This window comes from Acetobacter cibinongensis, from assembly GCF_000963925.1.
Taxonomy (GTDB): Bacteria; Pseudomonadota; Alphaproteobacteria; order Acetobacterales; family Acetobacteraceae; genus Acetobacter; species Acetobacter cibinongensis.
Window position 1 is genome coordinate 1 of record NZ_BAMV01000004.1, and the last position, 20,523, is coordinate 20,523.

Annotated in this window: 12 protein-coding genes; 10 read left to right on the forward strand and 2 right to left on the reverse strand. The window is 53.1% G+C overall.

Features of this window, described 5'->3' with window-relative positions; all coding sequences use genetic code 11:
- The first annotated feature begins 830 nt into the window (after window positions 1-830).
- A complete protein-coding gene (locus tag Abci_RS01925) occupies window positions 831-1,439 on the forward strand; it encodes a TetR/AcrR family transcriptional regulator (RefSeq protein ID WP_048837480.1) in 609 nt (202 codons plus the stop codon).
- On the opposite strand, the gene Abci_RS01930 is transcribed toward Abci_RS01925, so the two are convergent.
- On the reverse strand, window positions 1,436-2,728 hold the full coding sequence (locus Abci_RS01930) for an NAD(P)/FAD-dependent oxidoreductase (protein ID WP_048837502.1): 1,293 nt from the start codon (window positions 2,726-2,728) through the stop codon (window positions 1,436-1,438). The genes Abci_RS01925 and Abci_RS01930 overlap by 4 nt on opposite strands.
- Window positions 2,729-2,880: 152 nt before the next feature.
- Window positions 2,881-4,272 (reverse strand): NAD-dependent succinate-semialdehyde dehydrogenase, encoded by a 1,392-nt coding sequence (locus Abci_RS01935; protein ID WP_048837503.1) that lies wholly within the window; start codon window positions 4,270-4,272, stop codon window positions 2,881-2,883.
- Between the two features lie 512 nt (window positions 4,273-4,784).
- On the opposite strand from Abci_RS01935, the gene Abci_RS01940 reads away from it, so the two are divergent.
- From Abci_RS01940 to Abci_RS01980, 9 genes are all read left to right on the forward strand, one after another.
- Window positions 4,785-5,687, forward strand: coding sequence for a DMT family transporter (locus Abci_RS01940; protein WP_048837504.1), 903 nt, complete (start codon window positions 4,785-4,787; stop codon window positions 5,685-5,687).
- A gap of 373 nt (window positions 5,688-6,060) precedes the next feature.
- Window positions 6,061-7,242, forward strand: a complete 1,182-nt coding sequence (locus tag Abci_RS01945; protein WP_048837481.1) for a nitrate/nitrite transporter — start codon at window positions 6,061-6,063, stop codon at window positions 7,240-7,242.
- Window positions 7,242-8,885, forward strand: coding sequence for an alginate export family protein (locus tag Abci_RS01950; RefSeq protein ID WP_181015806.1), 1,644 nt, complete (start codon window positions 7,242-7,244; stop codon window positions 8,883-8,885). The genes Abci_RS01945 and Abci_RS01950 overlap by 1 nt, the downstream gene beginning before the upstream one ends.
- An 18-nt stretch (window positions 8,886-8,903) precedes the next feature.
- Entirely contained in the window at window positions 8,904-11,801 is a 2,898-nt protein-coding gene (nirB, locus tag Abci_RS01955) for a nitrite reductase large subunit NirB (protein ID WP_048837482.1), read from the forward strand.
- Window positions 11,802-11,807: 6 nt separating this feature from the next.
- Window positions 11,808-15,734 carry a bifunctional nitrate reductase/sulfite reductase flavoprotein subunit alpha gene (locus tag Abci_RS01960; RefSeq protein WP_048837483.1) on the forward strand — a complete coding sequence of 1,309 codons (3,927 nt, stop codon included), beginning with the start codon at window positions 11,808-11,810 and terminating at the stop codon, window positions 15,732-15,734.
- 17 nt (window positions 15,735-15,751) lie between these two features.
- Window positions 15,752-16,333, forward strand: coding sequence for an ANTAR domain-containing response regulator (locus tag Abci_RS01965; protein WP_048837506.1), 582 nt, complete (start codon window positions 15,752-15,754; stop codon window positions 16,331-16,333).
- A complete protein-coding gene (locus Abci_RS01970) occupies window positions 16,330-17,295 on the forward strand; it encodes an ABC transporter substrate-binding protein (RefSeq protein ID WP_048837484.1) in 966 nt (321 codons plus the stop codon). The genes Abci_RS01965 and Abci_RS01970 overlap by 4 nt, the downstream gene beginning before the upstream one ends.
- A gap of 425 nt (window positions 17,296-17,720) precedes the next feature.
- Window positions 17,721-19,244: a DUF1800 domain-containing protein gene (locus Abci_RS01975; RefSeq protein WP_048837485.1), complete on the forward strand. Its 1,524-nt coding sequence runs from the start codon at window positions 17,721-17,723 to the stop codon at window positions 19,242-19,244.
- 16 nt (window positions 19,245-19,260) lie between these two features.
- Window positions 19,261-20,454, forward strand: coding sequence for a DUF1501 domain-containing protein (locus Abci_RS01980; RefSeq protein ID WP_048837486.1), 1,194 nt, complete (start codon window positions 19,261-19,263; stop codon window positions 20,452-20,454).
- The last annotated feature ends 69 nt before the right edge of the window (window positions 20,455-20,523 follow it).

The window sequence follows — 20,523 nt, forward strand, 5'->3', positions numbered from 1 at the left end:
GGCGTGTTCTGAGCGGGATCGTTTATGTGATCCGTAAAAGTCTTCAGTGGAAGGACGCTCCGAAAGCGTATGGTCCCGCACAAGACTTTGTATAATCGCTTTATCAGGCTGAGCCGGTTCGGTGTTTTTGACAGGATCTTTGTCGCCCTGACAGAACAGGCTGGCCATTCGAAGCGTCTGATGATTGATGCAACACACCTCAAGGCACACCGGGCATCAGCATCCTTGTTCAAAAAGGGGCTTCTCCGCGCCATGTCGGGCAGACAAAAGGCGGCCTGGCCTCAAAACTTCGCGCCGTGTGCGAGAATCAAGACCGCCCCGTCTATCCTCATCTGACTGAGGATCAGATCAGTGCCTCCAGAGATGATGACATGCACCTAGTAGACTTCCCCGGTGAGACAGAAAAAATCATCTTGGGCAGAGCCTACGACAGCAACTAGATCAGGTTATAGCTTGCAGGACGTACTATCACTGCCTGTGTTTCGCCGACAAAGAACCGGAAATCAAAACCACCTTACAATTGGCATCCGTAAAAAAAACATAATTTGGTCGAAATTGTGTTCATAGTCCACAGAGCAGCAAACTTCACCTTCTATCTTAAAGATATGAGCGCTGAGCCTGGGTTTCGCTACAAAAATTCTCTTTCATTCTTTCTTATCCATGAATATTATAAATAAAAAATGCCACAATAAAATATATTGAAAATAAAATACAATTTTTATCGCGTAATAGTAATTCAGTTTTATATTTTCGTACTGTTATATTGCAATGACAAACACTCACCTTTATCAAGGAAGGATACTGTTTCTATTTTGGAAGATACTTACCCCATGACTTTGCGTGATAAACATGAGATTGCCAAGCGCAGTATTCTTGATAGCGCACGCCCTCTTATTGGTGCTCGTGGGTTTTCTGCTGTTGGCATTGCACAAATATTGGTAGCAGCCCGTATACCCAAGGGGTCGTTTTACCACTACTTTGACTCTAAAGAGCGTTTTGGTGAAGATTTGCTTAGTTTGTATATTGCAGATTATCTCGCCACATTGGAGAACCTTTTCTCTGCACCCCATCAAAATGGCTACGAAAAAATACGTGCCTATCTGAAATTCTGGCGTAGTACCCATATAGATGGCAAAGTGGGTGATAAGTGCCTGATCGTAAAACTAGCGGCTGAAATGGCAGATCTGTCAGAAACCATGCGTGAAATTATGCAGTGTGGCACCGCCAAAGTTATTGACCGCCTTACAGACGTTATACAAAGTGGGCAGAAAGACGGTTCAATTAATAAGGAACTGCAAGCATCTACTTTGGCCGCAGCCCTGTATCAAACGTGGTTGGGTGCCACGCTTATGCTCAAGATTACAAAACACACCCAACCGTTTGATATAGCCTGGCAAACCTCGGCGCACCTACTTAGAGGCACACCAGAATTACTCTAATCCAGCCTTACAGGGGGGCGAATAATGCCTTCTATCCAGTCAGCCAGAATAGAGGCCAGTCCTCGGTAGTAGCCAAAAAGCTCCATCTGGTGCTTACGGTAGAGCATAATATGTCCCAACCGAGCCGAAAGCCCATTCATAATACCCCCACCTAAAACAGTGCCCCCAGGCAGAGCAGCCCACCCATTATAGTTACCCAAAGCGACAATAGCGCCTTTATTATGAAAAATGCAGGACGGCACAACTGTACCGCGCTCCAACCATGCGGGTAAATGCTGAGCAAGATGGTGCGCCTGCTGTCGTGCCACTTGTGCAGTAGCGGGCAATGGCTCATCGGTAATAAAAGAACAGTCACCCATTGCAAAAATTCTGTCATCATCAACAGAACTTAAGTTGGGTCGAACCAGTATTTGACCAGATTTGTTTAAAGAAAGTCCACCATAAGCTTTAGTCACTTCAGGCGCTTTTACACCAGCAGCCCAAACGCGGAGTGTGGCATCAACATGTGTGCCATCTTTTAACGTGAAGCCCGTTGCATCTGCCGATGCCACACGGGACGATGTCCGGACATTCACTCCTAACCGTTCAAGTTCCTGCTGCGCTGCTACAGACACAGATTCTGGAAAAGCTGGCAGAATACGGGGGCCGGACTGTAAAAGAGTGACGCGCAGTTTAGGCGGTTTTTTACCAAAAGCATGCAGGCTTACGGGGTCCACAATCTCCAAGGACTTATGCAGTTCTGCCGCAAGCTGGGTGCCTGTAGCCCCACCGCCCACAATTGCGATATCAAGTTGTGAACTGTTAGCAAAAGATTTCAGAATTTCCATTCTGAATTTTTCATTAAAACTGTTCGCTTCAATCAGGTTATCAATAAAAAGGCAATTTTCTTTAACACCCGGTGTTCCAAAATCGTTAGCGCAACTGCCTACGGCCAGCACAATAGCATCATAGATGAGAGTGCGGCTTTCCAGCACTTTGGTTCCATCAGAGGCATGGAGCGGGCTTAAGACCACTTCACGCTTGTCACGGTCAATGGACACAACTTCACCGGGCCAAAATTCAAAATGGTGGCTACTGGCCTGAGAGATAAAGCTAATGCGGTCATTTTCGTTAAGCACGGTACCTGCCGCAAAGCAGTGCAGCATAGGTTTCCAGACATGCGAAAAGCTTTTATCTACCAATGTAATGCGCGCTTTTCCCTGTCGGCCAAGGCTTTTACCCAAACGTGTTGCAAGGGCCAGACCAGCCACCCCACCCCCGACGATAAGAATTTCAGATTTGGATACCATCTGGTGCATGCGCCTTTTCCAAAAGTAAGACGGGGCTGGGATAACTATGCCCGTGCAAAACCACGCTTTATAAAGAAGCGTGCAAATACATTATTTTTTAGGAATATTCTAAAAAGCAGCAGGCGCTTTTACACGCCTGCTGTGAAGTCCGCTTAGAACGGTGCGTCGATATCAACAATATTAATGAGCTTGTGGTTTACAAACTCCTTAATACCGAGACCAATCAACTCACGCCCATAACCTGAGCGGGCAATACCACCGAACGGCAGGTCAGCTTTTGGCACCAGCGGGTGATTGATAAACACCATGCCTGTGCGAATTTTAGCCGCAACCCGTGCGCCGCGTGCTTCGTCTTTGGTAAAGACCGCACCACCCAGCCCATAAGGAGAGTCGTTTGCAATCCGGATAGCATCTGCTTCATCTTTAGCGCGATAAAGCTGTGTTACCGGGCCAAAAAACTCCCAGTGTCGAGCCTCGTTATCGCCATCAAGGCCAGTCATCAGCAGCGGACGGAAGAAAGCGCCTTCATTCGGCACTTCTGGTCCAATAACTTCAACTTGGGCACCGTGGTTAATAGCTGCCTTAACTTGGTTTTGCAGATCTTCAACTGCTGCACGTGAGCACAAGGGAGCCAGCGTAGTTGTGGCATCCATCGGGTCACCAGCTTTAAGTTCTGCGGCGCCTTTTTTGTAAAGCTCTACAAAGCGGTCATAAACGCTGTCTGCCACAATAATGCGCTTGGCAGAAACACAAACCTGCCCGGCATTCCAGTGCCGACCAATAACAGCCCACTTTGCAGCTTTTTCTACATCGGCATCATCCAGAACAATGAAAGCGTCTGCGCCGCCCAGTTCCATGGTGGCTTTTTTCAGGGCTTTACCTGCAACGCCAGCAATAATGGTGCCTGCACCTTCAGAGCCGGTCAGAGCAACGCCACAAACGCGTGGGTCGTTCAAAATCATGGCGGTGTGGGGGCGTGCAGCATAAAGGTTACGGAACAAGCCTTTAGGCAGGCCAGCCTCAATCATCAGGTCATCACACGCGGCTGCACACTGTGGCAGGTTAGAAGCATGCTTGAGGAGGACAGCGTTACCAGCAGAAAGCTGAGGGGCGATAATGCGCACAACCTGATAGAAGGGGAAGTTCCAAGGCTCGATAGCAAACACGATCCCCAGCGGTTCATGGACCAGCGTCGCTTTACCTTCTGCCGGGTCTGCTACAGGCAGGGCTTCGGGCTTAAGGAGTTCCTGAGAATATTTTGCATAATATTCAAAAATTTCAGCAGAAAGAATGACTTCTTTCTTGGACTCTTCAAACGTCTTACCCATTTCAAGGGTGCCGAGGCGAGCATATTTTTCAACATCACGGCGCAAAATAGCCCCGGCTGCTGTCATAACGCGAGCACGCTCTTCAAAAGATGTATCGCGCCACTTTTTGAAAGCGGCATAGGCTTCGGAAAGCGCGGTCTGCACGTCCTGATCGGTAGCTTCAGGGAAAGTCGCCAGCACTTCCCCGGTATAGGGGTTTGTCGTCGCGTAAGCCATTTTTACCTCGTAGAGAATGGAAAACAGGCAAAAGAAAAACGACACCGCCTGCGCGGTTTGCAAACACAAGAGCAAAATGCGGTCTTCTGTTTCATTATCGTCCTTCTGACCAAAAAATAGACCGGTCAACTCTTTTGAAAAAACAGGAAATTCAGATGCTCATACCCTGCTTTTTCGTCGCCAATCTATATACGAATGGATATAGACACGGTCAATGAATGAATTGCCCGTATAAATTTATAACTCTTATCAACGCCACCTTTATCCTTTCACAAAATATTTTATGACTTACAGTCCATAATAAATCGCTTTGCACAGATGCTGCTGAGTGACGTTTTTGGTCTTTCACACAAACCCGCCACCGCTACAGAAATCTCCTTTCAGGAATGAACGCACCGGACAAAGGATTTTCACTCTGTCCACAGAGAGAGCGTTTTCAAGCTAAGATAACGTAAGGTACGATTACCTTCGGCACCTCCCTGCCCGGCTAAATATTTGCTATGGCATCCCTCATGAAGCACTTATCCAACCGCGCCCTGCCCTTATGTATTTCCATTGCCATTTTATCCTGGGCAAGCGCTTACCCTGTGGTGAGAATTGCGCTGCAAGACTTTGCGCCTGTGCCTTTAGCGGCGTTGCGTTATGCTATTGCCTCACTCTTGGCGGCTGGTTGGCTTCTCTATAAACGCCCTGCGCCATTACGGCTGGCAGATGTTCCACAGTTTCTGGCCTGTGGGGTCATCGGCATTACCCTCTACAATATTCTTTTCAACTTGGGCGAAGTCACCGTTTCTTCTGGCGCAGCAAGTTTTCTTATTAGTGCGGCGCCCCTGATGGCAGGGTTAATTGCCATGATATTTCTAAAAGAGCGTATGTCTTTTTTAGGCTGGGCGGGCTCTCTTCTCAGCTTTGCGGGTGTCGCTCTTATTGCTCAAGGACAGGCTGGCGGGATCTCATTTGGAGCCGGGGTGAGCTTCATGCTGGGAGCAGCCCTTTGCGCTGCTTTATACACTAATCTGCAAAAACGGCTGATCCATCGGTATGGCGCTCTTACATCCATTGCTTACATTTTGATTTGCGGTGCTTTTTTCCTCCTGCCCTGGCTTCCCGCTGGCATAAAAAGCTTTGCAACAGGGTCATGGGCCAGTCGGGCGTCAGTTATTGAGCTGGGCATATTTCCGGCCGCTATTGGTTATGGCGCATGGGCTTTTGTTATTGGCCATATGGGCGCGACAAGAACCTCTGCCCTGCTTTACCTGCTGCCTCCCATTACAATGGCGCTCGCTTATTGTCTGACTGGAGAAATCCCGACAGCACGAACACTGGTTGGGGGTGCCGTTGTTATGACCGGAGTTGTCGTGACAAACACTTGGGGGCGCAGGCCTCCCCGCCAGCGCGTTCAACAGAGCACCTGATGGGACGCAAAAAGCTTGCCGAAATTTGAGTCAAAACTACTTACTCTTCGGCAGGAAATAGCTTTCCCGGAATTCGATAGTCCTAAAAATACTTGGGCCATGCTGCGACCTCATAGGCAAGAAGCCATATCCAGAGACCACGCAGCATCTAGCCGGGCCTCCTATAAATTCCGCCCACCCTCGAAAATCATTTTGACATCGGATTGTTTCGCTTATACTATCCAAATTCTACTTCCCACTCCGTCAATGGCGGCGGAATGGGCACGCACCTTTCGGGGTAGAGATAGCACACAGAGCGGATCAACGGCGGTTCGCTGGCTCTAAAGAGCGATGGTTTTTGTGGTTTACGCACTGACCATTTGAAAGACGTTCTGTGGATAAAGGTTTTCTGAAAGCCGGTCACGCACCAACACTGGTTGCGGCGTTTCTCTATTTTGATGTGTCTTTCATGATCTGGGTGCTGCTCGGGCCATTAGGCATTTCCATTGCGCATGACCTCCACCTGAACGCTGGCCAGAAAGGCCTTCTGGTTGCCACACCTGTTCTGGCTGGCGCGGGCTTGCGTGTTCTGGCTGGCGGGTTGGTGGATGTCTTCGGGCCCCGCCGCGTGGCCATTGGCGCGCAAATCAGTGTTATTCTTGGCCTGCTGCTTACATGGTTTCTGGCCCCTCATACGTATCTCAGCATGTTCTGGGTAGCGCTTGTGCTTGGCATTGCGGGAGCATCCTTCGCTATTGCTCTACCGCTTGCCTCCATGTGGTACCCTCCCCGTTATCAAGGCACAGCCCTCGGTATTGCCGGTGCGGGTAATTCTGGCACGGCTCTGGCGTCCTTGTTCGCGCCGGGTCTGGCCGCAATGTTTGGCTGGCTCAATGTTCTTGGCTTAGCAACGTTGCCTCTTCTTGCCGTCCTTATCGCCTTCCTGTGTCTGGCCCGTGAACCCGCCACACGCCCTGCAAGCCTGCCCCTTTCATCCTGGGGACCGATTTTGAAATCGGGTGGTTGCTGGGCGCTCATGTTCTTTTACAGCGTGACGTTTGGTGGGTTTGTGGGCTTGGCGGCTTTCCTGACCATCTATTTTAACGACCAATACCATCTTCCCCCCGCAGTCGCTGGAGCCTGCACTGCTTTTGTGGTCTTCGCCGGGTCCTTCATCCGGCCTGTGGGAGGGGCGTTGGCAGATCGGGTAGGCGGCACAAAAGCCCTCATGCTGCTTTACAGTGTAGCGGGGGTTGTTTTTCTGCTTATTTCTACAGGGTTACCCTCTGTCTACCTGGCGTTTTCAGCATTTTTTGTTGGTATGCTGACACTGGGTTTGGGTAACGGCGCAGTCTTCCAGCTTGTTCCCATCCGGTTCCCGCAGCAGGTGGGTATTTTGACGGGGCTTGTTGGTATGGCTGGCGGTGTAGGCGGGTTTTACCTTGCATCGTCTCTCGGTGCTGCACGCCAGATGACCGGCTCCTACGGTCCCGGCTTTTTTATCTTTGGGCTTATCTGCCTTATAGCATGCGGATGTGTCACTTTATGCCACCGCAAATGGGCAGGAATTTCTTGATGAAACGTGTTACCCGTACCTTCCGTTGCTGGAAAAGCAGTGGTCTTGTGCTCAGCCTTGCCATGACTGGCCCCGCCTGGGCTGACAAACTGACCACCCCTGCCCCCACCCCCCTTTTGCCGGTTGTCCCTGTTCCGGTTTTACCTACCCCCGACAAAACCGCCATGGTAAAGGGGGCCTTGTACCATCCGGACTGGAACCTTTTTAACGCGGGCAATAGCGGTGCCTCCGGCTTTGGTGTGGTGAATGGCTACGGCCAGGCCCGCTGGGCGGAAGATTGGAGTGCGCTTGCAAACACACCACGGACCCAGCGGCAAAAAGACTGGTTCAACCGCCTGAAATACGTGAAGCTGAACACGAGCGGCAGCATCTGGATGAGCTTTAGCGGGGAAGAACGGCTAAGGTATATTTTTGAAAACCAACCCATGCTGGGGTACGCTGGAAAAACAAATGCAAGCCGCGTCCTGTTACGCAATCAATACGGTGCAGACCTGCATTTAGGCGAGCACGTACGCGCCTATGCCGAGTTTTTATATGGTGTAGCCGGTGGTTCCAACACATACGGCTATCAGACCGGGGCACAGCGTGAGAGTTTGGACCTCCAGCAAGGTATTCTGGAAGTCAAAGGCAATCTGCTCGGTGCCAAGATGGGCGTTATCGGTGGGCGGCAGATCTTTCTGGATGCACCCGTCTCCATGCAATCTCCGCGCGACCTAACAAACGTGCAGCAAACCTGGGATGGTTTCCGTGGTTATGCCGTGTGGAAAAGGTTCCGGATTGATCTGTTTGACTTCATGCAGACTAACAAACTGCCGCAAAAAGTCTTTGCGGATGGCACAAATTATAGTGCCCGTCTGTACGGTGCCTATACCTCCACGGCTCTGCCGGCCTTTCAGTTCATGGGCCAGAAAAGCCAGATGTTCGCAGATCTGTTTTTTCTGGGGTATTTATACAATGGCGCGGCAGCGGCCATTCCAGCAGCAGCCTCTGGCAGTTTGCAAAAAGGGTCTTCTCGCCGGGATAACGTGGGCCTCCGTTTGTGGGGCAATGTTGGCCCCTTCAGCACGAACCTGACAGGCATTTTTCAGGGCGGTGAATTCCGGCCTGCCCAGGCCAGCCAGCGCACGCGCCCCGTGCTGGCTTACGCCATTAACGGCAGTATAACCTACACACGGGCAGACTGGGCAGGCAAACCGGGTTTTGGTGTGCAGGGAGACCTTTTTTCAGGAGGATCTACCCGGAGTCAGGACGGCGCAGTTGGCACTTTTTCCACGCCATTTGTACCGTTGCCGTATTATAACGACATGTCTCTGTCTCTCACCTCACAAAATCTGATTGGTGTAGGCCCTATCGCCAATTTTACAATACGGCCTACACTACACCTGAAGCTGCATGTACCTTTCTTCTGGCGTGCCAGCACACAAGATGCGGTCTATGGCGGCAACAGCAAGGTGTATAACTGGCGTAACAACCTGCATGGCGGGTTTACCGGGGTTATGCCCTATACGCAGTTATCATGGAATTTTGCCCCCCACTGGGCATGGACGCATGACATTGAGGGCATTCTCCTCTCCCGCGGCATGAGAGACGTTGGTGCCAAAGAGGGCACTCTTTACATGCAAACCCTTGAGTTCAAATTTTAAACACAGGAACCAAACCCCATGACCACCAAAGACAATATCATTATTGTTGGCAACGGTATGGTTGGGCACTACTGTGCCGAACAGCTCGTGATGCATGGCCTGCACGAGAGCCATCAAATCCATGTCTTTGGTGAAGAACGCCATCATGCCTATGACCGTGTCCATTTAACGGACTACATGACGGGACAAGATGCGCTGGCCCTCCGGCTGCATCAGGATGACTTCCATACAGCGCATGGCTTAACCCTCCACCTCAACACCCGGATCACGCAGATAGACCGGGCGGCAAAAACCGTCACCACGCCGGACGGTACTCTTCCCTACAGCACCCTTATTCTTGCCACGGGCTCCCTTCCCTTTGTGCCGCCAGTGCCGGGAAACACGGGTACTGCGGGCCTTGTTTACCGCACATTGGAAGATCTGGACCTAATCCGCGCTGCGGCACAAAACGCGCAGCATGGCACTGTTATTGGGGGTGGCCTGTTAGGGCTGGAAGCCGCCAATGCGCTGAAAGTGCTGGGATTGAATGTCAGTGTCATTCAACTTGGCTCCCACCTTATGCCCGCTCAGCTTGATGCCGAAGGCGGTCAGGCGTTGAAACACCGTATTGAAGCACTGGGCATTGATGTACGGGTGCGCCACACAACCCAGGAAATACAGTCCGGCACCACCCATCGCCACAAACTTGTTTTTGCTGATGGAACAAGCCTGGAAACGGACATGGTTGTGTTTTCAGCAGGCATTCAACCGCAGGATAATCTGGGGCGGCAATGTGGCTTGCACATTGGCCCGCGTGGCGGCATTGTGGTCAACAATCAGTGCCAAACATCAGACCCGCATATTTTTGCAATCGGTGAATGTGCGTTGTGGGAAGGGCAAATTTTTGGTCTGGTTGCTCCCGGTTACACCATGGCCCGCACGGTTGCTTCGTTGCTGTCTGGCGACACTGAAGCCAGCTTTACCGGTGCAGACATGTCCACAAAACTCAAACTCCAGGGCGTGGATGTCGGCTCCATCGGGGATGCACATGGCCTGGAGGCTGGTTCTACAAGCTATCGTTTTATTGGCGAGGCCGATGGCTCCTATCGTCGCCTTGTCCTGTCCGCTGACGGCAAGCGTGTTACCGGCGCTGTGCTGGTTGGCGATAATTCTTACTACGACACCATTTTTCAGTATGTGCAAAACGGCATAGCCCCTCCATCCGACCCTGCGGTACTTATTCTGCCACGCGGAGAAGGCGCTGAACTGCTTGGGGCTGATGCCCTGCCAGATACAGCCATGATCTGCTCATGCCATAACGTGACCAAAGGTGCTATCAGCTCCGCCATTGAGCAGGGCTGCACAGACCTTGCAACACTCAAGAAGGACACAAAAGCCAGCACGGGCTGCGGTGGCTGCGCTGCGCTTTTGAAAAATGTTTTTGAAACAGAACTGACTGCACGCGGCATAACGGTTGACCGCAGTTTGTGCGAACATTTCTCCTACACTCGGCAGGAACTTTACTCTCTGGTCCGTGTCCACAACATTCGGACCTTTGAAGACCTTATGCTCCAGTTTGGCAATGGTGGTCTTGGGTGTGATATCTGCAAACCTGCCGTAGGGTCCATTCTGGCGTCTGCATGGAACAAGCCTATTACGGACCCGCTCTACATCCCGTTACAGGATACCAATGACACGTTCATGGGGAATATCCAGAAAAACGGGACCTATTCTGTGGTGCCCCGTATTGCTGGCGGAGAGATCACACCTGATAAACTGATTGTTCTTGGTGAGGTTGCCAAAAAGTACAATCTCTACACAAAAATTACCGGGGGGCAGCGTGTTGACCTGTTTGGTGCACAGTTGCACCAACTCCCGGCCATTTGGACGGAACTGCTTGATGCCGGGTTTGAAACAGGCCACGCCTATGGCAAGTCAACACGCACAGTCAAATCCTGTGTTGGCAGCACCTGGTGCCGTTACGGGGTGCAGGACAGCGTAGGCAAGGCGCTGGATCTGGAAAACCGCTATAAGGGGCTGCGCTCTCCCCACAAGCTCAAATTTGCCGTGTCTGGCTGCACCCGCGAATGTGCAGAAGCGCAGAGTAAGGACGTAGGTATCATTGCCACGGAAAATGGCTGGAACCTGTATGTGTGCGGCAATGGTGGCATGCGCCCCCGCCACGCAGAACTGTTTGCCACAGACCTCGATTCAGAAACTCTGGTAAAATATATAGACCGCTTCCTGATGTTCTATATCCGCACGGCTGACAAACTACAGAGAACTTCTGTCTGGCGTGAAAATCTGGAAGGTGGGCTGGATTACCTGAAAGATGTGATTATCCGTGACAGTCTTGGCATTTGTGCAGAGCTGGAACAGCAAATGCAGCACGTGGTGGACACCTACCACTGTGAATGGAAAGATGCGCTGACAGATCAGGAAAAGCTCAAACGCTTCCGCACATTTGTCAATGACAGCCGCCCCGACCCCAACATCCGCACTGAGCTGGAGCGTGACCAGATCAAACCTGCGGACAATCAGCCGGAAGTGGCGCAGTCTTCCGGGCCAGTGGACTGGACGGACCTTTGCGCACAAAGCGACCTTGTGGCGCGTTCTGGCGTTGTTGCCCTTCATCAGGATGCCCAGATCGCGCTCTTCTATCTGCCTGATGCCTCAGGGGGTGGGCGGGTCTATGCCGTTGATAACCATGACCCGTTCTCTCACGCCAATGTTCTGGGCCGTGGGTTGATGGGGGACCTCAAAGGTCAGCCGGTTGTAGCCTCCCCCCTCTATAAACAGCACTTCAACCTTGAAGACGGCACCTGTCTGGAAGATGCAGACAAGTCAATTCGTGCATGGGATGCCCGCCTGCATAATGGCCGTGTGCAAATTCGTGCACGCGCGGTTACGGCCAAGGCGGAAGCTGTTCTGGCGTAATCTGCCATGACGTGCCAGGAAGTCCGCTCGGTCTGCCCCTATTGCGGTGTCGGTTGTGGCATTGTGATGGAAGTAAAAGACCAGAAAATTGTTCGGGTGCGGGGGGATACCGCGCATCCGGCCAATAAAGGGCGCCTGTGCACTAAAGGAAGCTCCTGCGATAAACCCGTTACATCCTCCGCACGTCTGGACACGGCACTTGTTCGGGCAAACCGGACAGGTTCCCCCGAACCCGTTGCCCTAAACCGTGCCATCCAGCAGACCGCCGCTCGGCTTAAAGCCATTCTGGACACAGACGGGCCAGATGCCATTGCACTCTATGTGTCTGGCCAGATGTCTCTGGAAGCCCAGTATCTCGCCAATAAACTGGTGAAGGGCTATTTACGCACACCTCATATCGAGTCCAACTCACGCCTCTGCATGGCTGCCGCTGGGACCGGTTACAAGCTCTCTTTGGGGGCAGATGCACCGCCCGGTTCTTACGAAGATTTTGACTGCACCAATCTGTTTTTTGTCATTGGCGCAAACATGGCGGACTGCCACCCCATTTTATTCCTGCGCCTGATGGACCGTAAACGCGCATCTGGCGCAAAACTTATTGTTGTAGACCCGCGCCGTACGGCAACCGCAGACAAAGCCGATCTGTTTTTACAAATTCGCCCCGGCACGGATCTGGCACTTCTTAACGGGCTTTTGTTCCTGCTCAACAAGCTGGGCGCTATTGACCCGCACTTCATTGCCTCCTGCACCACGGGGTGGGAAGATATGGGTGCTTTTCTGGCAGACTACACTCCAGCGCATGTTGCCCGCGTGACCGGCCTTGCGGAGGCAGACCTGCACACGGCCGCACGCTGGATTGCGGAGGCCGGAGACTGGCTCTCCCTCTGGACAATGGGCCTTAACCAAAGTGTTTCTGGCGCGTGGCACACAAATGCGTTGTGTAACCTGCATCTTGCAACCGGGGCTATTTGCCGGCCCGGTGCCGGGCCGTTTTCTCTTACCGGGCAGCCTAACGCCATGGGCGGGCGCGAGATGGGGTACATGGGCCCCGGACTTCCGGGCCAGCGTAGTGCCTTGTCCGCGCAAGACAGGGCTTTTTGCGAAAAACAATGGAACCTGCCGTCCGGTACTATACGGGATAAGGCCAGCGACGGTGCTATAGCCATGTTTGCGGATATGGCAGCAGGCGGCATCAAAGCCTGTTGGATTATCTGCACAAACCCCGTTGCCACCGTGCCCCGGCGGAGTGTGGTTAAAGCCGCTCTGGAAAAAGCCGAACTCGTTATCGTTCAGGACGCCTATGCCGATACCGAGACCGCACACTATGCTGACATTCTGCTACCGGGTGCCTTGTGGGCGGAGGGAGACGGCGTACAGGTTAACTCTGATCGTACACTCACCCTCGCGCCACAAGCTGTACCACCACCCGGAAGTGCTACGCCAGACTGGCAGCTTATTGCGCAGGTTGCCTGCGCCATGGGGTTTGAAGATGGGTTTTCCTTCGCCTCCGCAGCAGACGTGTTTGCTGAAGCAAGCCGCTTCGCAAACCCCATAACGGGGTATGATATCTCTGGCGTCAGTCATAACCGGCTCAAAACAGGCCCTGTACAATGGCCTGCTCCTGCGGGTGACACGGCTGCACGCCACCCTATCCGCTACTGCCCCACCCCCGGTGCACCACCCGTGTTTGCAACACCGTCCGGCAAGGCCGCATTTTTTGCCCGCCCATGGATGCCTGCGGACGATGCTCCTGATGAAGAGTACCCCTTTCTGCTGAACACGGGGCGCGTGCAACATCAGTGGCATACGCTCACCAAAACAGGCCGCGTGGCGCAGCTTAACAAACTCAACCCCGGTCCCTTTATAGAAATTGCCGCAGAGGACGCAGAGCGGTTGGGTTTGAAGGACCAAAACCCGGTTGAAATTCGGTCTCGGCGCGGGAGTGCAACCCTGCCTGTGCGCATCTCCTCCACTGTTGCGCCGGGCACCTGCTTTGCACCTTTTCACTGGAATGATCGGTTCGGCACGCAGCTCTGCCTTAATGAACTGACAACAGATCAGGTTGATCCGCTCTCACTCCAGCCCGGCATCAAGCAGTGCGCTGTGTCCCTGACCGCTGTCCCCACATCCCCTCTGGCTGTACAGGAGGAAACCACCCTCATGCCTACTCAGCAGATTGCACAGCATTTCGGCCTGGCGCCCTATAAAGCACCCGTTCTTTCACAAAATCATAAAAACTGGCTAACGGGGTTTCTGGAAGGCCTGCAACTGGCACCCCTAGGCAACACGCTCCCGGTTATTCCGGCCTCTGCCCCGCTTTCCGCAGAGCAGATCACTTATCTGAATGGTTTATTGGCTGGGCTGTATTCTCGCGCTCCTACGGCAACCACCTCTCTGGTGCCTTCCCCTGCCACACCGTCTCTGACTATTTGGTGGGCGTCCCAAACCGGGCGTGCAGAAACCTTAGCAACTGACTTAACAGCGTGGCTCCGCGAAAACGGGCATGATGCACGAGTTGCCAGCTTGGATGACTGCACGCCTGACGCCCTGTCGGGTACAGCAGTTTTTGTGGTTTCTACTTTTGGCGATGGGGAACCACCAGATAATGCGACCACGTTCTGGGACACTTTGAAACAGCAGCAGGCACCTCTTCCAGCCTTACGCTACGCGGTCATTGCGCTGGGAGATTCCACGTATGCCAGTTTCTGTGGTTTCGGTCGGGCGCTTGATGAGCGGCTGAAAACGCTGGGGGCAACCTCTCTCCTGCCGCGGGCCGACTGTGAGCCGGATTTTGAAGACACGGTAGAAAACTGGCAACCCCAGTTTCTGACTGCATTGGGTGACACTGTTTCACTGAACGCCCCTGCCACGCCATCCGTGCCCGCGGCGCCAACCGCTATTACCCGTAATACACCCGCCTTGGCCCGCCTTGTTACCGTCAAGCGCCTGACAGGTGATGATGCGGAAAAAGAAACATGCCATATTGTTCTTGATGTTTCTGGAACAGGTTTGCAGTATTCTGCCGGTGACGCACTGGGCGTGTGGCCCCGCAATAATGAAAGCGTGGTGCAGCATGTGTTGCAAGCCTTACAGCTTTCAGACGACACACCACTCATACTAAAGCGCGAGGGGGCCTGTACATTGGGTCAGGCCCTACGGTCCTCGTTTGACCTCTCACGCCCCAATCCGGCCCTGTTGGAGCGTATTGGCGGCGGAGACGGTGGCTATCTACCAGACCTTCTGACGCCCTTTGTAGCGCCACCAACCCCTGATGAAATCCCGACCCTGTTCCGCCGGATGCAACCAAGGCTCTACTCCATTTCCTCTTCCCCTCGCACGGTTCCGGAGCAGGTGCACCTCACGGTTGGTGTCAACACAACCCCCTTCCCCGGCGTCTCCTCCACATGGCTGGCGGGGCTGAAACCGGGCGATGAAGTGCCTGTCTTTGTGCAACCAACCACCCATTTCCAGCTTCCGGTAGATGATAGCCTTGCCGTTATCATGGTCGGGCCGGGCACGGGCATTGCCCCCTTCAGGGCATTCCTGCAAGAGCGCGCCGCACGGCAGGCCACAGGCGCTAACTGGCTATTTTTTGGCGAGCGGCATGCAACAACTGGTTTCTATTACCATGAGGAGTTGGAGAGCTTTCTGGCGCAAGGCATCCTGACACGGCTGGATACCGCCTTCTCCCGCGACCAGTCAGACCGTATTTATGTGCAGGACCGTATGGCAGAAAACGGTGCCACATTATGGGAATGGCTCTGCCGTGGTGCCCATGTGTATGTTTGCGGAGACGCAGCGCGCATGGCGCGGGATGTTGACAGCACCCTGAAAAAGATTATCGCACATCATGGACAGATGAGTGCCGAGCAAGCAGAGTCTTTTCTGGCCGACTGTTCTCGCGCTGGCCGGTATCTTCGGGATGTGTACTAACAGGAAGACTGCACATGATGAAAGTCCTTCTGGCAGATGAAAATTCCCACCGCGCTGGTGCTCTGGCGCGGCTGCTGGAAGCTGACAATAGCCTGGATGTCATCCTGTTAAACCCGCATGCCAGCCTGATCGACGCCGTGCGATGCCATGCGCCCGATATCGTTCTGGTGGACATCAGTCGCGCGGACCGAGACGCCCTCGATAGCGTGCGCGCACTGGCAGCTTCCCCCTTAGAGCGGCCAGTTGCTTTGTTTGTTGATGAAGACGATGAAAGCCTGATGGAAGATGCGTTTGCCGCAGGTGTCTGTTCCTACAATGTGCTGGATACACCAGTAAAAAACGTAAAACCCCTATTGCGCTCCGCTATTGCCCTTTATCATCGTTTCAAGAAAACAAATGCGGAATTGCTCGCGGCCAAAAAAACGCTTTCCGAGCGAGAGACCATAGATCGTGCCAAATTATTATTCATGAAGCACGAACGCTGCAAGGAAGAAGAAGCCTACCGTTGGTTTCGGAAACAAGCCATGCAACACTCACGAAAAATAATAGACATTGCCTCAGAGTATCTGTCCAACAATGCTGGGAAACCTGTAGAATGAGCACTTCATGCCGTATTGGCCTGCTGCAACTGGCAGATAGTGCTCCTGTTATTGTTGCACATGCGCTCAATCTGTTTTCTAAATATGGGGTAGCGGTGGAACCCGTCATTGTGCCCTCCTGGGCCAACATTGCGGATGGGCTTGTCTGGAATGGGCTTGATGGCGCGATTATGTTTGCACCCCTTGCCATTATGACCGCACTTGGGCAGCGCGGTCGCGCCATAGCGTTGCGCCCCGGCCTCCCCCTAAGCCGCGAGGGCAATAAAATTGTCTTGCGCGGCCAGCATACTGAACAGGAGCAGTGGCACTCAGAATGTGACAAGCACAGAGCGTTCCAACACTGGGCAGCTACTCTTGACCGGAAACCCCGCCTTGCGGTCGTGCATCTTTATTCCACACACTATCTTATTTTAACGCGGTTTCTTAAAAGCATTTCCATTTGCCGCGACACGGAAACAGAAATTGTTATTATGCCACCAGCCAACATGATTGAGGCTCTGGCCGCAGGAGAGATTGACGGTTTTTGTGCAGGGCCGCCGTGGGGGGCTGATGCAGCGCTTAAACATCTGGCTTTCCCTGTTGCTGGCTCTGCATCCATTGTCTCTGGGCATCTTGAGAAAATGCTGATCCTGAAAGAGACATGGAAAGCCGAAAATCCAGACGCCACTCACCGTATCTACAATGCTGTGTGCGATGCTGCCAAAATATGCACGGCACCAGAACAGACCGCTTATGTTACTGACCTGCTTAGTGCCCCACTCACTGCATATGGCCTAGGCCTACCAGCAGAAGCCGTTGCCACTGTTATGCCCGCCGCCCCCACTGCGCCAGATACAATGATATTTGATACGGCACCTCGCAGTGCAGACTCCTCTTTCGGCTGGATGATCCAAGACATGCAAACAGAAGGCTGGTTAACGCGCCCATTGCCAGACGCACTCAGCAACTTGGGCTGGGTGTAGCCCCACCAAGCGGAGCCGAGTGAATAGCTTCAGACCGAACCTCACTTTGTCCAGTCAGCTCATTATGACATTTATAAAGCCGATTTATGAAATTTTTCCTTGTGCCAATTATACTTCTGCACCTGAAAACCGATAGAATCTCCTGATAAATCAGCCACAAAACCTCTCATTCACGTCCCTGCCCAGAATCTTAAATATTCGACAGAGAGTAATAAAAAAGACCCAAAAAATCTCTTCTTTATAAAAGAAGAACTCTATTCTTATACTCATTAAGCATACCGAGAGAATGAATTCCCGCTCACATTGAAAATATAACATATTTTTTAATGGTTTTTATCGAAGCCAAAAGATCAATAGTGCAGAATGGTATAAGTTTAGGGCACGCAGTGTTCTATTAAATTGGTTTTTCCGAGAGGAAGAGAAACATGCTTTCGCGACGTTCCGTGCTTGCAAGCGCCCTGACGGTGGCGGCAGTGCCCCGTGCCAAAGGGTGGGCTGCGTCCCGGATGGTGAGCACGCAGGATCTCGCCTTGATCGACCTGCTCACATGGGGCGCAACCCCATCCGCACTTGATGAATTTCTGACCCTCGGTCGTGATCAATGGCTACGTTGGCAACTTACCCCATCTCCGCAACAGCGTTTGCCTTTTAATGTGCAGCAACAGATTGATGCGCTGCCAGTCTCTCACCATACCGCTCTTGAAATGGGGCAGGCGTTTGAAGCTCAGGGCCGTGCTGCAAACAAAATTGCGGATCCGGACGCACGGATAGACGCAAAAAAGCAATATCAGAAAGCTATGGCGGAAATGGCTCGGCAGGCGAGCAGCGCGTCCATTCTGCGGGCTCTCTACTCACCAGACCAACTGCGGGAGCGCATGACATGGTTCTGGTTTAACCATTTCAATGTGTATCAGGCCAAAGGCATTGTCCGTGTTCTTGTGGGTGACTATGAGGAGAATGCCATTCGCCAGCATGCCATGGGCCACTTCCGTGATCTGCTGATGGCAACGCTGCGGCATCCCGCAATGCTGCGTTTTCTGGACAACGCTGACAACAAAGCGGGGCACATAAACGAGAATTATGCCCGAGAGATTATGGAACTGCATACCATGGGTGTAGGCTCCGGCTACACGCAGCAGGATGTAGAGCAACTTGCCCGTATTTTGACGGGTGGTGGGATAGATTTTCGACCCACCGACCCCAAAGTAAAACCGGAATGGCAGCCTCTAGTGGTAAGAGAGGGTGCATTCCTGTTCAACCCTGCCCGGCACGATTTCAGTGACAAGGTTTTTCTGGGCCACACGATCAAAGGCAGCGGATTTTCCGAAATTGAGCAGGCGGTAGACATACTGTGTGCTCACCCTGCCACGGCCCGCCATATTGCCCACCGGCTTGCTCTCTATTTTGTTGCCGATGAGCCCTCCGGGGCTCTGGTCGCGCGTATGGCAAAGCGCTTTACGGAGAGTAATGGGCACATCCCCAGCGTGCTGGACGTTATGATCCGATCTCCCGAATTTACTACCAGTCTAGGCACCCGGTTCAAGGACCCGGTTCGTTATGTCTACTCAGCCGTCCGCTCGGCCTTTGAAGGAAGGCTGATTGTTAATCCAGCGCCCATACAGGGCTGGTTAAACAGGCTGTCTGAAGGACTTTACAATCGCCTCACGCCGGATGGCTACCCGCTAGACTCCACCGCATGGTCTTCTTCAGGGCAGATGATGGCGCGTTTTGATATTGCTCACCAGATTGGCTCGGGGGCGCCCAAGCTTTTCAGCCGCCCTGATGAGGTCACAGTTGGTGAAATTACTGTACCGCAGTTGCAGCAAGGGCCGTATTTTAAGGCCTGGCGCACCACGCTATCACGGCAGACACGCACTGCGCTGGAGAAGGCCACATCTCCGCAGGAGTGGAACACGCTTTTCCTCTCCTCGCCCGAATTCATGAGTTGAGAGGAGGATTACCGTCATGAACCTCAACCGTCGTACTGTGTTGCTCGGAATGGCAGCCGCCTCTCCTCTTGCAACCGCAGGACGCCTCTGGGCTGCCCCCTTCGGGGGCTCTCGGTTGCTTGTTGTCTTTCTTCGCGGTGCCTATGACGCCACGAATATTATTATCCCAACGGGGAGCGACTTCTACTACGCGTCCCGCCCGACACTGGCCATCCCAAGACCAGACTCAACCAACCCGCACGCAGCCTTGCCTCTGGATGCCGCATGGGCACTCCACCCTGCCCTGCGCGACACTATCCTGCCGCTTTACCAGAAGGGGGAGGTTGCGTTTATTCCCTTTGCTGGAACGGACGACCTGACCCGCAGCCATTTTGAGACACAGGACACAATTGAACTGGGGCAGGACATCAAAGGCTCCCGGAACTATCGCTCAGGTTTTATGGGACGTCTGGCGCAAAGACTGAACGGGGCCTCTCCCATCTCTTTCACACCACAATTGCCCCTCACGTTCCAGGGGGCTGGCGCAATTCCGAATGTTGCCATCAATGCCGTTGGCAAACCGGCTATCACGGCGCATCAGGCGCAGTTGATCAGTAACATGTATGCCGGGCATCCGCTGGCCTCAGCCGTGGATGAAGGCTTCCATGTGAGGGATGACGTCTATCATGCCATCACTGACAAACTGACACAGGCCAGCCGTGGCGCGGCAAGCCCAAAAGGGTTTGAGCTGTCAGCCAGACGGATTGGCCAGTTGATGCGCGACCGGTTCAGCCTTGGTTTTGTAGATGTTGGGGGGTGGGACACACACGTTAACCAAGGGGGCGCGACTGGCTATCTGGCTGATCGCATTGGTGAACTGGGCCGTGGTCTGGCCGGTTTCAGCGAAGAGATCGGCTCGGAGTGGCACAATACAGTCGTTGTGGTGATCTCAGAGTTTGGTCGAACTTTTCGTGAGAATGGTGACCGGGGTACGGACCATGGTCACGGAAGTATCTATTGGGTTTTGGGCGGCGGCATTAAAGGCGGCCGTCTTGCTGGTGAGCAGATACCTGTTGATCAGAAGCACCTGTTCCAGAACCGGGATTACCCTGTCCTCACGGACTATCGTGCACTGTTTGGCGGGTTATTCACGCGGATGTACGGACTAAAACAGACCGACCTGCAAGCCATTTTTCCCGCAGCACGTCCTACAGACCTGAACCTTGTCTGACTGCTGGCGCTGTCAGAGCACTGCTGAGCTTCTACAGGACGATATCCCCGCAAAGCAGCACTGAGCACC

What these genes read in the sequence shown, in the direction of transcription:
- Abci_RS01930 (WP_048837502.1), bottom strand. Translation starts at nt 2,728, where the DNA reads ATGGTATCCAAATCTGAAATTCTTATCGTCGGGGGTGGGGTGGCTGGT.
- Abci_RS01925 (WP_048837480.1), top strand. Translation starts at nt 831, where the DNA reads ATGACTTTGCGTGATAAACATGAGATTGCCAAGCGCAGTATTCTTGAT.
- Abci_RS01960 (WP_048837483.1), top strand. Translation starts at nt 11,808, where the DNA reads ATGACGTGCCAGGAAGTCCGCTCGGTCTGCCCCTATTGCGGTGTCGGT.
- Abci_RS01965 (WP_048837506.1), top strand. Translation starts at nt 15,752, where the DNA reads ATGAAAGTCCTTCTGGCAGATGAAAATTCCCACCGCGCTGGTGCTCTG.
- Abci_RS01935 (WP_048837503.1), bottom strand. Translation starts at nt 4,272, where the DNA reads ATGGCTTACGCGACGACAAACCCCTATACCGGGGAAGTGCTGGCGACT.
- Abci_RS01970 (WP_048837484.1), top strand. Translation starts at nt 16,330, where the DNA reads ATGAGCACTTCATGCCGTATTGGCCTGCTGCAACTGGCAGATAGTGCT.
- Abci_RS01980 (WP_048837486.1), top strand. Translation starts at nt 19,261, where the DNA reads ATGAACCTCAACCGTCGTACTGTGTTGCTCGGAATGGCAGCCGCCTCT.
- nirB (WP_048837482.1), top strand. Translation starts at nt 8,904, where the DNA reads ATGACCACCAAAGACAATATCATTATTGTTGGCAACGGTATGGTTGGG.
- Abci_RS01940 (WP_048837504.1), top strand. Translation starts at nt 4,785, where the DNA reads ATGAAGCACTTATCCAACCGCGCCCTGCCCTTATGTATTTCCATTGCC.
- Abci_RS01950 (WP_181015806.1), top strand. Translation starts at nt 7,242, where the DNA reads ATGAAACGTGTTACCCGTACCTTCCGTTGCTGGAAAAGCAGTGGTCTT.
- Abci_RS01975 (WP_048837485.1), top strand. Translation starts at nt 17,721, where the DNA reads ATGCTTTCGCGACGTTCCGTGCTTGCAAGCGCCCTGACGGTGGCGGCA.